The organism is Amycolatopsis sp. A133, assembly GCF_031082405.1.
Lineage (GTDB): Bacteria > Actinomycetota > Actinomycetes > Mycobacteriales > Pseudonocardiaceae > Amycolatopsis.
Genome location: NZ_JAVHJU010000003.1, coordinates 250523 through 264149 on the forward strand (window position 1 = coordinate 250523; position 13627 = coordinate 264149).

Genomic DNA, 13627 nt, shown 5'->3' on the forward strand with positions numbered 1-13627 from the left:
TCCCCGGCATGAGCAGTGCGACGGAGCCGCTCGGGACGCCGCCCGAGGATGAACCGGACATCCACACCACGGCCGGCAAGCTGGCCGACCTGTACCGCCGGTACGACGAGGCGGTCCACGCGGGCTCGGCCCGCGCAGTGGAGAAGCAGCACGCCAAGGGCAAGAAAACCGCGCGCGAACGCATCGAGCTGCTCCTCGACGAGAACTCCTTCGTCGAACTCGACGAGCTGGCGAGGCACCGCTCGACCAACTTCGGCCAGGAGAAGAACCGCCCCTACGGCGACGGCGTCGTCACCGGCTACGGCACCGTCGACGGCCGTCCGGTGTGCGTGTTCAGCCAGGACGTCACCGTCTTCGGCGGCAGCCTCGGCGAGGTCTACGGCGAGAAGATCGTCAAGGTGATGGACCTGGCCATCAAGACCGGCCGTCCGATCATCGGCATCAACGAGGGCGGCGGCGCGCGCATCCAGGAGGGCGTCGTCTCGCTCGGCCTCTACGGCGAGATCTTCCGCCGCAACGTGCAGGCCTCCGGCGTCATCCCGCAGATCTCGCTGATCATGGGCGCCAACGCCGGCGGGCACGTCTACTCCCCCGCGCTGACCGACTTCATCGTGATGGTCGACGAGACCTCGCAGATGTTCATCACCGGCCCGGACGTCGTCAAGACGGTCACCGGCGAGGACGTCACCTTCGAGGAGCTCGGCGGCGGCCGCACCCACAACACGAAGTCCGGGGTCGCGCACTACCTGGGCTCCGACGACGAAGACGCCATCGCCTACGTCAAGGAACTGCTCTCCTACCTGCCGCAGAACAACCTGTCGGACGCGCCGGTGTTCGACCAGCCGGACACCCCGCCCGGCTTCTTCGAGGACGTCACCGACTCGGACCGCGAGCTGGACACGATCATCCCGGACTCGCCGAACACCCCGTACGACATGCACGAGGTGATCACCCGCGTCCTCGACGACGGTGACTTCCTCGAGGTCCACGAGCTGTTCGCGCCGAACATCATCGTCGGCTTCGGCCGCGTCGACGGCCACAGCGTCGGCGTGGTGGCCAATCAGCCGACGCAGTTCGCCGGCTGCCTCGACATCGACGCGTCCGAGAAGGCCGCGCGGTTCGTCCGGACCTGCGACGCGTTCAACATCCCGGTGCTCACCTTCGTCGACGTCCCGGGCTTCCTGCCGGGCACCGACCAGGAGTGGAACGGCATCATCCGCCGCGGCGCGAAGCTGATCTACGCGTACGCGGAGGCGACGGTCCCGCTGGTCACGGTGATCACGCGCAAGGCCTACGGCGGCGCGTACGACGTCATGGGCTCGAAGCACCTCGGCGCCGACATCAACCTGGCGTGGCCGACCGCCCAGGTCGCGGTGATGGGCGCCCAGGGTGCGGCGAACATCGTCCACCGCAAGACCCTGGCGAACGCGGCCAACGAGGGCCGCGACGTGGACGCCCTCCGCGCCGAGCTGATCCAGGAGTACGAGGACACGCTGCTGAACCCGTACGCGGCGGCCGAGCGGGGGTACGTCGACTCGGTGATCGTGCCGGCCCACACCCGCGGCCACGTCGCCCGGGCGCTGTCGCTGCTGCGGAACAAGCGGGAATCGCTGCCGCCCAAGAAGCACGGGAACATCCCGCTGTGACCGGCGAACAGAAGCCCCTGCTGAGGGTGGTCCGCGGCAACCCGAGCGACGCCGAACTGGCGGCGCTGACGGCGGTCGTCGCCGCGGCGTCGGCCGCGAAGGCACCGGAGAAGCCGAAGCCGCGTACGTCGTGGTGGGGCGATCACGCTGCTTTGCTGCGTAAACCGCATCACCCCGGCGAAGGTGCTTGGCGCGCTTCGGGTTTGCCTCAGGGCTGAAGGGCGTCGAGGAAGACCGTCGGGGCTTCGTTTTCCCGGACGATCGTGCCCAGCAGCGCCGCGAGCCGGTCGCGGTCCGGTTTGCTCAGGCCCGCGGCCAGCTCGTCGACCCTGCGGCACGTCGCCGCGTAGAAGTCCTCCGCCAGCTCGCGGCCTTCTTCCGTCAGGAGCACGTGCACGGCGCGGCGGTCGTCCGGATCGGGCTCGCGGCGGACGAGCCCGCGCCGGACCGCGCGGTCGACCAAGCCGGTGAGGCTCGATTTCTCGAGGCCGAGCGTCGCGCCCAGGTCGCCCATGCCGTATGGACGGCCCATCAGCACGCACAGCAGCTGCCCCTGCTGCACGGTGAGCCCGTACTCGCGGGCGGACTCGGCGTAGCCGGCGTTCACCAGGAACGACGCCCGCACGAGCCCGGCCACCACACCGAGGTCCTCCCCGCTCTTCCCCATTTCGCCAGCCTACTTCGCGACGGCCTCCCGCACGGCGGGCACGATCTCCTCGGTCCAGCGCGCGGCGGCGGCCTCGTCGGGAGTGCCGCCGCCGGGCCCGAAGAGCACGAACCCGGCGGCGCCGTGCTCCAGCACCGCACCGGTCAGTTCCTCGATCCACTGGCCGGACGAGCCCCCGATCCACCGGCCGTCGCCGGCGCGCGTCTTCGGGAGCGGCTCCGCCGTGATGCGGCCGGGGAAGTTGTAGACGGTGGCGACGTCCGCGGGATCCCGGCCGGCATCCACCGCGGCTTTGTCGATGACCGGCCGGGACGTGCGGTAGCGCTCGCTGAGCCAGTCGGCGGCGTGCCCGGGCAGCCACCCGTCGGCCACCCGCCCGGTGACGGCGAGGGACTTCGGCCCCACCGAGCCGGTCCACACCGGCGGCATCGCTTCCGCGGCCGGCTCGAGGTCGGTGACCTGGTGGAACTCGCCGTCGAAGGTGACGGGTTCACCGCCCCCGCCGAGCAGCTTCACCAGCCGGATGCCTTCCTCGAAGGCGCGAACGGCCTGTCCCGGGGTCAGTTTCGGGAAGCCCAGCCGCGCGATGTCGTCCCAGAGCCCCCCGACCCCCATGCCGAGCACGATCCGGCCGCCGGTCAGCGCGGACAGGCTCGTGACGGTGCGCGCGAGCATCGACGCCGGGCGCGTCGGCAGGTTGGTGACGCTGACGAGGCCGGAGATCCGCTCGGTCTTGCCGAGCAGGACGCCGAGTTCGGCGTACGCGTCGAGGCGGTCGGCGTAGTAGGGGTGGTCGGACACCGTGATCAGGTCGAGCCCGCCGCGGTCGGCCCGGACGGCCAGCCGCAGGGTGTCCGGCACGGCGGACACCGCTGTCGAAACGCCGATCCCGAAGTGCGTCATGATTCCTCCCAGTTAGTTCGTACTGCGAACATACATGATTAGTTCTTGATGCGAACCAATTGGCTCGAGGCGGGATGTCGCGTTGTGTACGGACCGTCACAGGAATGACGGTGGACCGCCCGCTAGCCCAAGTCGTATAGTCCACGTGGAATAACCGACCTGGAGGGATCGACTCATGGCCTCGCCCAAGCTGACGCCGCTGGGCATCGCCGTGCTGGAACTGCTGCACGAGAGGCCGATGCACCCGTACGAGATGGCCCAGCTCATGCGCGAGCGGTACGTCAACATGCGCGTCAACGTGAAGGCCGGCTCGCTCTACCACACCGTGGAACGCCTGCACCGCCACGGCTTCATCGAGGTCGTCGACACCCAGCGTGACGGCAAGCGACCGGAACGGACCGTCTACGGCATGACGCAGACCGGCCTGGACGAGTTCAACCAGCGCGCCCGGGAGCTGCTCGGCGACCTCGCCGAGGAGTTCCCCGCGTACCTGTCCGGGCTCGCCGTGATCGACGAACTCGGGCGGGAAACCTCGCTGATCGAGCTCGGGCACCGGATCACCCGGCTGCGCGCGGCGGTGGCGGCCGACGAGGCCGTGCTGCTGCGCCTGGCCGAGGACGGGACGCCGCCGGTCTACTGGCTCGACTGGAAGTACAAGTGCGACCAACGGAAGTTCGAGCTCGAGTGGACCGAGCGGCTCTTCGGCGACCTCGAGTCCGGCCGGGTCCCCTTCGTGGACTCCGGGCAACCCCAGCTCACGCTCATCACCAAGGAAGACGACGATGAACGCAAGACAAGCTAATCCGTGGGCCGCGCTGGGCGCGCTGTGCCTCGGCTTCTTCATGATCCTGCTCGACACGACGATCGTGTCGATCGCGATCCCGACCATGCTGCGCGAGCTGGGCGCCGGGCTGAACTCCGTCGTCTGGGTGATCAGCGTCTACCTGCTCACCTACGCGGTGCCGATGCTGTTCACCAGCCGGCTCGGCGACCGCTTCGGCCCGAAGCGCGTGTTCCTCGCCGGGCTCGTCGTGTTCACCGGCGCGTCGCTGTGGTGCGGTCTGTCCGGCAACGTCGAAATGCTCATCGCCGCGCGGGCCGTGCAGGGGCTCGGCGCCGCGCTGATGACGCCGCAGACGCTGGCGTTCATCACGCACCTGTTCCCGCCGGCCAAGCGCGGCCCGGCGATGGGCATGTGGGGCGGCGTCGCCGGGCTGGCGACGATCGCCGGCCCGCTGCTGGGCGGGGTGCTCGTGGACCACCTGGGCTGGGAGTGGATCTTCTTCGTCAACGTGCCGATCGGCGTGATCGCCGTCGTGCTCACCCTGCTGCTGGTGCCGGACTGGCAGCCGAAGCACTCGCACTCGTTCGACCTGCTGGGGATCGTGCTCTCGAGCGCGGCGCTGCTCTGCATCGTGTTCGGCATCCAGAACGGCCAGCAGTACGACTGGGGCACGGTCTTCGGCGGCATCACGGTGTTCGAGATCATCGGCGCCGGCGTGGTGCTGCTGATCGCGTTCGTCGTGTGGCAGCGCTTCAACAAGCGGGAGCCCCTGCTGCCGCTGCAGGTGTTCTCGAACCGGAACTTCTCGGCCGGGACGCTCACCGCGGCCACCGTCGGCTTCGCGATGACCGGCATGTTCCTGCCGCTGATCATCTACATCCAGTCGGTGCTGGGGCTGTCCCCGACGATGGCGGGGGTGCTGACCGCGCCGATGTCGCTGCTGTCCGGGATCATCGCGCCGTTCGTCGGGCGCGCGTCGGACAAGGTGAACGGCAAGTACCTGGTGATGTTCGGTCTCGCCGCGCTCGCGGCCGGGCTGGGGATCATCGCGCTGCAGGCGACGCCGTCGAGCAGCCCGTGGGCGTTCGTCCCGGCGCTGCTGGTGTGCGGCCTCGGCATCGGCTGCATCTTCTCGCCGATGAGCAACCTGACGATGGGCTCGGTCGAGCCGCGGCTGGCCGGGACGGCGTCCGGCATCTTCAACACCTCGCGCCAGGTCGGCGGCGTGCTCGGCAGCGCGGCGATCGGCGTGCTGCTGCAGGCGCGGATCAGCGCGTCCATCGCGGACGAGGCCACGAAGGCGGCTTCTCAGCTGCCGGAGCAGTACCGGGCACCGTTCGCCGAGGGAATCGCCCACGCGGCGGCCGGCACCGGGGAGTTCGGCTCGGCGGGCGGGCCGTCGCCGATGCCGGGGCTGCCCGCAGAGATCGCCGCGCAAGCGGGCAAGCTGGCCACCGACGCCATCCACAGTGGACTGACCGACGCGGCCCGCGTGACGATGCTGCTGCCGATGGGCGTGCTCCTGCTGGGCGTGATCTCGGCAGCGGTGATGCGGCGGGTCAAGCCGCGCTGGCAGACGCCGGCGCCCGAAGCGGCCGCGGTCTGAAAACCGTGCAGGCCCCCGCTCCGGTGTCGGGTACCGGGACGGGGGCCTGCACGGACCGCGGGAGCGGTGGTCTGCCGCAGCGGTCGTGAGTGGTAAGGCGGGTTAGAACCCGCCTTACCACTCACGACCGGGTGGTGGCGGGAGCGAGGGTGAGTTTGCCGGCGAGCCGCCCGATCCATGCCTCGACTTCCTCCGGTGCGCGATCCGGGAGGCCGAAGATCGTCTCGGTCACCCCGAGAGCGTCCAGGTGGGCCAGCCGTTGCGGGTCCGGGCGTTCGCCGAGCGCGCAGATCAGCGGAGCACCCGTGCGGCCTTCGGCGGCCCAGATCTCCTTCAGCAGGGCCACGTGCCCGTCGAGGTCGGTGTCGGCCGGGGTGGTGATCCAGCCGTCGGCGTGCCGGGCGATCCAGCGGAACGTCTTCTCCGTCGGGCCCGCGCCGAGCAGCACCGGGATGTGCGGCTGGACCGGCTTCGGCCACGCCCAGCTCGGTCCGAAGGAGACGAACTCCCCGTCATAGGCGGCTTCTTCCTCCGTCCACAGTGCGCTCATCGCCTCGAGGTGCTCGCGCAGCGCGGTGCGGCGGCGGTTCCCGGGGACGCCGTGGTCGGTCAGCTCGTCGACGTTCCAGCCGAAGCCGGTGCCGAGCGTGACGCGGCCGCCGGAGAGGTGGTCGAGGCTGGCGATCGTCTTGGCGAGGGTGATCGGGTCGCTCTCCACCGGCAGGGCCACCGCCGTGGACAGCCGGATGCGCGAAGTGACCGCGGCCGCCGTCGCCAGCGCGACCCACGGGTCGAGGGTCCGGCTGTAGCGGTCGTCGGGCAGCGAGGCGTCCCCGGTGCGCGGGTGCGGTGACTCGCGCTTCACCGGGATGTGGGTGTGTTCGGGGACGTAGAAGGTCGAGAACCCCGCGGCCTCCGCGGCGCGCGCCGCGGCCGCCGGGGTGATCCCCCGGTCGCTGGTGAACAGCACGATTCCGTAGTCCACCCGCGGAGCGTATTAGAACGTGTTTCAGTTTTCAAGCCGCTCCGGTGGTTACGCTCCGGAATCGGCCGGGCACACCAGGTGGCCTTGAGGGGTGCTCGATGCCGGGCTGGCACACTCGGCACCGGCAGTCGCGGCACGGTCGGTCGACGGAGGTGCAGGGTGGACCGGGTATTCCATTGTGGACGAACGCCGTCCCAGTCAGTGGACACGCCGGCGGGGCGGGATGGCGTGCGCGGGCCCGGTTCCGATACCGTGGACCACAAGCCGAGAGGCGCTGCAACGGACCACCGGGTCCGCCACGCTCGGCCGGGAATGACCAACCAAGGGCGCCTCCCGACTAAGGGAGGCTGCCGGTGAACACCCCGCACGAGTCCCGTGCTTCCGAATCCCACGCACGCCTGCGCGAGCTGCTCGACCAGCGGGTGGCCGTGCTCGACGGCGCCTGGGGCACCATGCTGCAGGGCGCCGGGCTGACCCCGGCCGACTACCGCGGCGACCGCTTCGGCGAGCACACCCACGACGTCACCGGCGACCCCGACCTGCTCAACCTCACCCGCCCGGACGTCATCCTCGACGTGCACCGCCAGTACCTGGCCGCGGGCGCGGACATCACCACGACCAACACCTTCACCGCGACCAGCATCGGCCAGGCCGACTACGGGCTGCAGGCGCACGTCCACGAGATGAACGTCCGCGGCGCGCAACTGGCCCGCCAGGCCGCCGACGAAGCGGGCGGCAAGTTCGTCGCCGGGTCGATCGGCCCGCTCAACGTCACCCTCAGCCTGTCGCCCAAGGTCGACGACCCGGCCTACCGCGCGGTGACGTTCGAGCAGGTCAAGGCGGCCTACGCCGAGCAGATCGCCGGTCTCGCCGAAGGCGGCGTCGACCTGCTGCTGATCGAGACGATCTTCGACACGCTGAACTGCAAGGCCGCGATCGCCGCCGCGCGCGAGGTCGCGCCGGACCTGCCGCTGTGGATCTCGGTGACGATCGTCGACCTGAGCGGCCGGACGCTGTCGGGCCAGACCGTCGAGGCGTTCTGGAGCTCGATCGAGCACGCAAAACCGCTGGTCGTCGGCGTGAACTGCTCGCTCGGCGCCGAGGAGATGCGCCCGCACGTCGAGGAGCTCTCGCGGATCGCCGACGCCTACGTCGCCTGCCACCCGAACGCCGGTCTGCCGAACGCGTTCGGCGGCTACGACCAGACGCCCGAGGAGACCGCCGGGCTGATCGGGGGCTTCGCCCGCGACGGCCTGGTCAACCTGGTCGGCGGCTGTTGCGGCACGACCCCGGAGCACATCGCGAAGATCGCCGCCGCGGCGAAGCAGGCCGCGCCGCGTGCGGTGCCCGCGCCGCGCACCCACACGCGCTTCAGCGGCCTCGAGCCGTTCGGCATCGGCGCCGACACCGGGTTCGTGATGATCGGCGAGCGCACCAACGTCACCGGCTCCAAGCGGTTCCGGCGGCTCATCGAATCCGGCGACCACCAGGGCGCCGTCGACGTCGCACTGGAGCAGGTCCGCGGCGGGGCCAACCTGCTCGACGTCAACATGGACGCCGACCTGCTGGAATCCGAGCAGGCGATGACGACGTTCCTCAACCTGATCGCCACCGAGCCCGAGGTGGCCCGGATCCCGGTCATGGTCGACAGCTCCAAGTGGAGCGTGCTCGAAGCCGGCCTGCGCTGCCTGCAGGGCAAGGGCGTGGTCAACTCGATCAGCCTCAAGGAGGGCGAGGAGCCGTTCCTCGCCCAGGCCCGCACCATCCGCGACTACGGCGCCGGCGTCGTCGTGATGGCCTTCGACGAGCAGGGCCAGGCCGACACCGCCGACCGCAAGGTGGCGATCTGCGGCCGCGCGTACGACCTGCTGACGCAGCAGGCCGGGTTCGCGGGCGAGGACATCATCTTCGACCCGAACGTCCTCGCCGTCGCCACCGGCATCTCCGAGCACAACGGCTACGCGAAGGCGTTCATCGACGCGCTGCCCCGGATCAAGGAGCGCTGCCCGGGCGCGCGGACCAGCGGCGGCATCTCGAACCTGTCGTTCTCCTTCCGCGGCAACGACGTCGTGCGCGAGGCGATGCACTCGGCGTTCCTGTTCTACGCCGTGCAGGCCGGGCTGGACATGGGCATCGTCAACGCCGGCCAGCTCGCCGTCTACGAAGACATCCCGAAGGACCTCCTCGAACTGGTCGAGGACGTGCTCTTCGACCGCCGTGAAGACGCCACCGACCGGCTGGTGAGCTTCGCCGAGAACGTCAAGGGCAGCGGCACCAAGCGCGTCGTGGACCTGTCGTGGCGCGAAGGCACCGTGGCCGAACGGCTGTCGCACGCCCTCGTGCACGGCATCGTCGACTACATCGAGGAAGACACCGAAGAGGCGCGCCGGACGATGGCGCGGCCCCTCGAGGTCATCGAAGGCCCGCTGATGGACGGCATGAAGATCGTCGGCGACCTGTTCGGCGCCGGCAAGATGTTCCTGCCGCAGGTGGTCAAGAGCGCCCGCGTGATGAAGCGGTCGGTCGCCTACCTCGAGCCGTTCATGGAGGCCGAGAAGGAGGAGGCCCGGCTGGCGGGCCGCGCCGCCGTGTCGAACGGCCAGGGCAAGGTCGTGCTCGCCACGGTCAAGGGCGACGTCCACGACATCGGCAAGAACATCGTCGGCGTGGTGCTGGGCTGCAACAACTACGAGGTGATCGACCTCGGCGTGATGGTGCCGGCGGCGAAGATCCTCGACACCGCGGTCACCGAGGGCGCCGACGCGGTCGGGCTGTCCGGGCTGATCACGCCGTCGCTCGACGAGATGGTCAACGTCGCCACCGAGATGCAGCGCCGGGGCCTGAAGCTGCCGCTGCTCATCGGCGGCGCGACGACGTCCCGCCAGCACACCGCGGTCAAGATCGCCCCGGCCTACGACAACGCGACGGTGCACGTCCTGGACGCCTCGCGGGTGGTCGGCGTGGTGTCCGACCTGCTCGACCCGGACCGCTCGATCGTGCTGGCCGAGAAGAACCGGGCCGACCAGGAGGTGCTGCGCGAGCAGCACGCGAGCAAGCAGCGCCGTCCGATGCTGTCCCTCGAGCAGGCCCGCGCGAACCCCGAGAAGGTGGCGTTCGACGGCCTGTCCGCCCCGGTGTTCACCGGCGTCCGCGTGATCGAGCCGGCCATCGCCGAACTGCGCGAGATGGTCGACTGGCAGTTCCTGTTCCTGGCCTGGGAGCTCAAGGGCAAGTACCCGGCCATCCTGGAGCAGCCGGTCGCCCGCGAGCTGTTCGACGACGCGAACACCCTGCTCGACGAGATCATCGCCGACGGCAGTTTCACCGCGAAGGGCGCGTACGCGTTCTGGCCGGCGCACAGCGAAGGCGACGACATCGTGCTCGACGGCGACTTCGCGCCCGTCAAGTTCCCGATGCTGCGGCAGCAGACGGCGAAGCCGGCAGACCGCGCGAACCGCTGCCTGGCCGACTACATCGCCCCGGTCGGCGACCACCTCGGCGGCTTCGCGGTGGCCATCCACGGCGCCGAGGCGCTGGCCAAGCGGTACGAGGCCGAGCAGGACGACTACCGCGCGATCATGGTCAAGGCGCTGGCCGACCGGCTCGCCGAGGCGTTCGCCGAGCACATCCACCTGCGGGCCCGCCGCGACTGGTTCGAGCCGGACGCGCAGCCGAAGCTGGAAGACCTGCACGCGGAGCGGTTCCGCGGCATCCGCCCGGCGCTGGGCTACCCCGCCAGCCCCGACCACAGCCAGAAGCGCGAGCTGTTCGAGCTGCTGGAGGCCGGCGAGCTGGGCATGGACCTGACCGAGTCGTACGCGATGACGCCGGCGGCGAGCGTGTCCGGGCTGATCTTCGCCCACCCGGACTCCCGCTACTTCACCGTCGGCCGGCTCGGCCGCGACCAGGTCGAGGACTACGCCCGCCGCAAGGGCGTCGAGATCGCCGAGGTCGAGCAGTGGCTGCGGCCGAACCTGGCCTACGACCCCGAGGCGTAGTCCGGTAGTTCGATGTCCGTGGCGAACTTGTCGGTCGCCTTGAGCATCAAGCCGAGCAGGAAGCGGGACTTGAACGTCCAGTCCCGCAGCTTGATCCGGAGCGGGGACGGCGGCGCGAGGAACGGACCCGCGCTGCCACGTTGCGAGACCTTCGCGTAGTCCCGCATCAGTTCCTCGTAGCGGGCGAAGGCGACCCGGTGGTCGCCGTCCGCGGCGAAGAGCTCGCCCGCGAGCACGTACGCGCCGACGACGGCCAGGCCGGTCCCGAAGCCGCCGAGGGTGTTGCCGTAGGCCGCGTCGCCCAGCAGCACGACGCGGCCGCGGAAGTAGCGGTCGATCGTGACGCGGCTGAGCGAGTCGAGGTAGAACTCGTCCGCCCGCGGGATCTTCGCCATCAGCTCGGGCACCCGCCAGCCGGCGCCCCGGTAAGCGTCCACCAGCAGCTGCCGCTGCTTCCCGGTGTCGGTGCGGTCGTAGTCCAGCTCCGGCGACGCGAACACGAAGAACGCCGACGCCTTCGGCCCGCCGACGGCGGCCATCCGGCCCGGCTCGTTGTACATCACCGCTTCACCGTCGGCGACGTCCTCGCCGAGCTCGGCCAGTGCGTAGTGATAGCCGAGGTAGCGCACGTAGCCGCGTTCCGGGCCGAAGGCCAGCCGCCGGACGTTCGAATGGATGCCGTCGGCGCCGACCACGAGGTCGAACCGCCGGGGCTCGGCGCGGGCAAAGGTGACGTCGACGCCGTCCGCGGTCTCGCTCAGCGCCGTGACGGTGTCGCCGAAGAGGTACTCGCAGTCCGTGCGCCGGTACAGGATCTCCGCCAGGTCGCCGCGGCGGATCTCGAGCTCGCCGCCGGTGAACTCCCCGGGGATCACCGCCCGCGCGCGGCCGGCGGCGTCGACGATCGTCTGGTCCTGCCCGCCCGTCTGCCGCTCCCGGACGTCGTCGAGGATGCCCATGCGGTCCAGGACGGCCCGGTGGGTGGCGCCCTTGAAGTCGACGGCCTGGCCGCCGGGCCGGATCGCGGGGGCGCGTTCGACGACGGTGACGGTGCAGCCGAAGCGGGTCAGCCAGCAGGCGAGAGCGGGGCCGGCGATGCTCGCGCCGGAAATCAGGACGGTGGGGTTGGTCATGCGGCCGAGCTTCGCCAGGGGCGCTTACCGGTCCCTGGCGAAGCGCTGACGGCGGCCTACTCGACGGCGCCGTTCTGCGTCAGCAGCGTCTGGTACCAGGCGTCGTACGGGTGATTGGTCGCGGGGTGGTTCGCCAGGGGAGTGGTGGCCTGGCTCGCGGAGTCGAAGTCCCAGCCGCGGACGACCCGGCCCGCTTGCCGGGCCGAGACGATGAACGCCGACTCCGTCGCGGGCGCGCCGTAGAACAGCGCACCCTGCTGGAGTTCGGCGCTGTCGCCCTTCTGGAACTCGTCGAACGCGACCTGCCGGTAGCGGATCCGGGCACCGGCCACCCGGTCGGTGTCGGCGCGCAGCGTCTGCGCCGGCGTCGGGCCGTCCGCGCCGGTCCACACGGACACCGTGCGGCCGGCACTCGCCGCCGTCGCCGTCGCGAACCGCGCGTCGGAGGTCTTGGCGTTGCCCGACCACGCCACCGTGGGGCCCGCGAGGACGCCGTCCCAGTCCCAGTTCTGGCTGCCGCTCTGGCTCTTGTGGATCTCCCGCAGGTGGGTCGCGTCGGTGAAGGCGACGGTCGGCAGCACGCCGTTGTCGTACTGGTGGCTCGCCTGCCACGTGATCTCGCCGTCCGCGCCGAGCTTGCCGACGTGGTACCAGAGCGTCGTCGCGCCCGGCGACTGGTGCACCTCGACGAGGTCGCCGTTGTCGTTGAGCGCGACGGCCGGCGTCTGGCCGCTGTCGTACTTCCCGTGCCGCAGCCAGGTGACCCGCCCGTCGGCGCCGTAGGTTCCCGTCCAGTACCAGAGCGCGCCGGCGCCCGAGTCGTGCACCTCGACGATCTGCCCGCGGCCGTTCAGCGCGACCGCCGGGTGGTAGCCGACGTCGCGCTTGTATTCGGTGCGGGATCCGCCGTGGCCGGACAGCAACGGCAGCACGCGTCCGCGCAGCGCGTCGACGTCCGGCTGCGCCGCCGGGTAGTCCTGCGCCCGCAGCAGCCGTCCGCCGAACACCGACTCCAGCTCCTGGTTGAGCGCGGTGAGGTTGCCCGCGGCGAAGGAGGGGTTGTCGGTCAGGTCGTCCTTGAGGTCGAGCATGACGACGATCGGGGCGGCGCCCGGGTGCTGCGCCGACCACGCGTTCACCACGGCCAGCCAGTCGCGGAGGTAGTTCGACGCCGGGTTGCCGCCGCTGTGGTCCACGAGGTTGCCGGGCGAATCGTGCCCGACGGCGTAGTCGTGCGACGTCGCGTATCCGTTGTCGTGCACGTCGAGTTCCAGGAACCGCACACCGTGGTCGAGCTGGTAGGCGAGGGAGTTCTTGGCGCCGTCGACGTTGCCCGAATAGCTGTTGTGGGTCGCGCGGAAGACCGACGCGGGGAAGGGCTGACCGGCGGCGTGGGCCGTCCCGGCGGTCAGCAGAGCGGCGGTGGTGAGCACGGCGGCGGCGAGTGCGGGCAGGCGGCGCATCCTCGGATCCTCACGTCGGGGACGGGGCGCCGCCCATCCTGGCGCCCGGGTGGTTGCGCTGTCTCGAATTCCGGGTGAACCCCTCGCCGGTAATCTCGGCGCCATGGCGGCAGAACACGTGATCGTGACGTCCACGACGGATTCGGAAGCGGCGGCGCGGGAGCTGGCCGCCCGGGCGGTCGAGGCCCGGCTGGGGGCCTGTGCCCAGGTCGTCGGCCCGATCACCAGCGTCTACCGGTGGGAGGGTGCGGTGCAGACGGACCAGGAGTGGCGGGTGGAGATCAAGACGACCGCCGGCCGGGTGCCGGCCCTCACCGAACGCCTGCGGCAGCTGCACGGCTACGACCTCCCGGAGGTGATCGCCACCCCGATCGTCGGCGGCAGCGCGGAATACCTGGCGTGGCTGACGGGGGAGACCCGCGACGCTGGCTAGATTCGGCGC

The 13627-nt window shown here is 70.7% G+C and carries 11 protein-coding genes and 1 riboswitch; of the genes, 6 read left to right on the top strand and 5 right to left on the bottom strand.

Annotated features, from left to right (window positions below):
* Window positions 1-8: 8 nt before the first annotated feature.
* Together Q5425_RS04020 and Q5425_RS04025 are read left to right on the top strand one after the other, a co-directional pair.
* Window positions 9-1646, top strand: coding sequence for an acyl-CoA carboxylase subunit beta (locus tag Q5425_RS04020; protein ID WP_308670701.1), 1638 nt, complete (start codon window positions 9-11; stop codon window positions 1644-1646).
* Entirely contained in the window at window positions 1643-1864 is a 222-nt protein-coding gene (locus Q5425_RS04025) for an acyl-CoA carboxylase subunit epsilon (RefSeq protein WP_308670702.1), read from the top strand. The genes Q5425_RS04020 and Q5425_RS04025 overlap by 4 nt, the downstream gene beginning before the upstream one ends.
* Here the strand turns inward: Q5425_RS04025 and Q5425_RS04030 are convergent.
* Window positions 1855-2313, bottom strand: coding sequence for a MarR family transcriptional regulator (locus tag Q5425_RS04030; protein ID WP_308670703.1), 459 nt, complete (start codon window positions 2311-2313; stop codon window positions 1855-1857). The two genes, Q5425_RS04025 and Q5425_RS04030, sit on opposite strands and share 10 nt — an antisense overlap.
* A gap of 9 nt (window positions 2314-2322) precedes the next feature.
* On the bottom strand, window positions 2323-3216 hold the full coding sequence (locus Q5425_RS04035; RefSeq protein WP_308670704.1) for an LLM class flavin-dependent oxidoreductase: 894 nt from the start codon (window positions 3214-3216) through the stop codon (window positions 2323-2325).
* Window positions 3217-3391: 175 nt separating this feature from the next.
* Between Q5425_RS04035 and Q5425_RS04040 the strand changes: the two genes are divergently transcribed.
* Together Q5425_RS04040 and Q5425_RS04045 are read left to right on the top strand one after the other, a co-directional pair.
* On the top strand, window positions 3392-4018 hold the full coding sequence (locus Q5425_RS04040) for a PadR family transcriptional regulator (protein ID WP_308670705.1): 627 nt from the start codon (window positions 3392-3394) through the stop codon (window positions 4016-4018).
* Window positions 3999-5606 (top strand): DHA2 family efflux MFS transporter permease subunit, encoded by a 1608-nt coding sequence (locus tag Q5425_RS04045; RefSeq protein ID WP_308670706.1) that lies wholly within the window; start codon window positions 3999-4001, stop codon window positions 5604-5606. The genes Q5425_RS04040 and Q5425_RS04045 overlap by 20 nt, the downstream gene beginning before the upstream one ends.
* A gap of 121 nt (window positions 5607-5727) precedes the next feature.
* On the opposite strand, the gene Q5425_RS04050 is transcribed toward Q5425_RS04045, so the two are convergent.
* Window positions 5728-6591 (bottom strand): LLM class F420-dependent oxidoreductase, encoded by an 864-nt coding sequence (locus tag Q5425_RS04050; RefSeq protein ID WP_308670707.1) that lies wholly within the window; start codon window positions 6589-6591, stop codon window positions 5728-5730.
* A gap of 260 nt (window positions 6592-6851) precedes the next feature.
* Window positions 6852-6930: riboswitch (S-adenosyl-L-homocysteine riboswitch) on the top strand.
* A gap of 14 nt (window positions 6931-6944) precedes the next feature.
* Here Q5425_RS04050 and metH point away from each other — a divergent pair.
* A complete protein-coding gene (gene metH, locus Q5425_RS04055) occupies window positions 6945-10589 on the top strand; it encodes a methionine synthase (protein WP_308670708.1) in 3645 nt (1214 codons plus the stop codon).
* Here metH and Q5425_RS04060 read toward each other — a convergent pair.
* Both Q5425_RS04060 and Q5425_RS04065 read right to left on the bottom strand, forming a co-directional pair.
* Window positions 10571-11722 carry an FAD-dependent monooxygenase gene (locus tag Q5425_RS04060; protein ID WP_308670709.1) on the bottom strand — a complete coding sequence of 384 codons (1152 nt, stop codon included), beginning with the start codon at window positions 11720-11722 and terminating at the stop codon, window positions 10571-10573. The genes metH and Q5425_RS04060 overlap by 19 nt on opposite strands.
* Window positions 11723-11778: 56 nt before the next feature.
* Window positions 11779-13185: a hypothetical protein gene (locus tag Q5425_RS04065; RefSeq protein ID WP_308670710.1), complete on the bottom strand. Its 1407-nt coding sequence runs from the start codon at window positions 13183-13185 to the stop codon at window positions 11779-11781.
* Window positions 13186-13288: 103 nt separating this feature from the next.
* Here Q5425_RS04065 and cutA point away from each other — a divergent pair, with 103 nt between their 5' ends.
* Entirely contained in the window at window positions 13289-13618 is a 330-nt protein-coding gene (gene cutA, locus Q5425_RS04070) for a divalent-cation tolerance protein CutA (protein ID WP_308670711.1), read from the top strand.
* The last annotated feature ends 9 nt before the right edge of the window (window positions 13619-13627 follow it).

Coding starts and splice junctions, on each gene's coding strand:
- Q5425_RS04020 (WP_308670701.1), top strand. CDS start 9: ATGAGCAGTGCGACGGAGCCGCTCGGGACGCCGCCCGAGGATGAACCG.
- Q5425_RS04030 (WP_308670703.1), bottom strand. CDS start 2,313: ATGGGGAAGAGCGGGGAGGACCTCGGTGTGGTGGCCGGGCTCGTGCGG.
- Q5425_RS04035 (WP_308670704.1), bottom strand. CDS start 3,216: ATGACGCACTTCGGGATCGGCGTTTCGACAGCGGTGTCCGCCGTGCCG.
- Q5425_RS04040 (WP_308670705.1), top strand. CDS start 3,392: ATGGCCTCGCCCAAGCTGACGCCGCTGGGCATCGCCGTGCTGGAACTG.
- Q5425_RS04045 (WP_308670706.1), top strand. CDS start 3,999: ATGAACGCAAGACAAGCTAATCCGTGGGCCGCGCTGGGCGCGCTGTGC.
- Q5425_RS04060 (WP_308670709.1), bottom strand. CDS start 11,722: ATGACCAACCCCACCGTCCTGATTTCCGGCGCGAGCATCGCCGGCCCC.
- Q5425_RS04065 (WP_308670710.1), bottom strand. CDS start 13,185: ATGCGCCGCCTGCCCGCACTCGCCGCCGCCGTGCTCACCACCGCCGCT.
- cutA (WP_308670711.1), top strand. CDS start 13,289: ATGGCGGCAGAACACGTGATCGTGACGTCCACGACGGATTCGGAAGCG.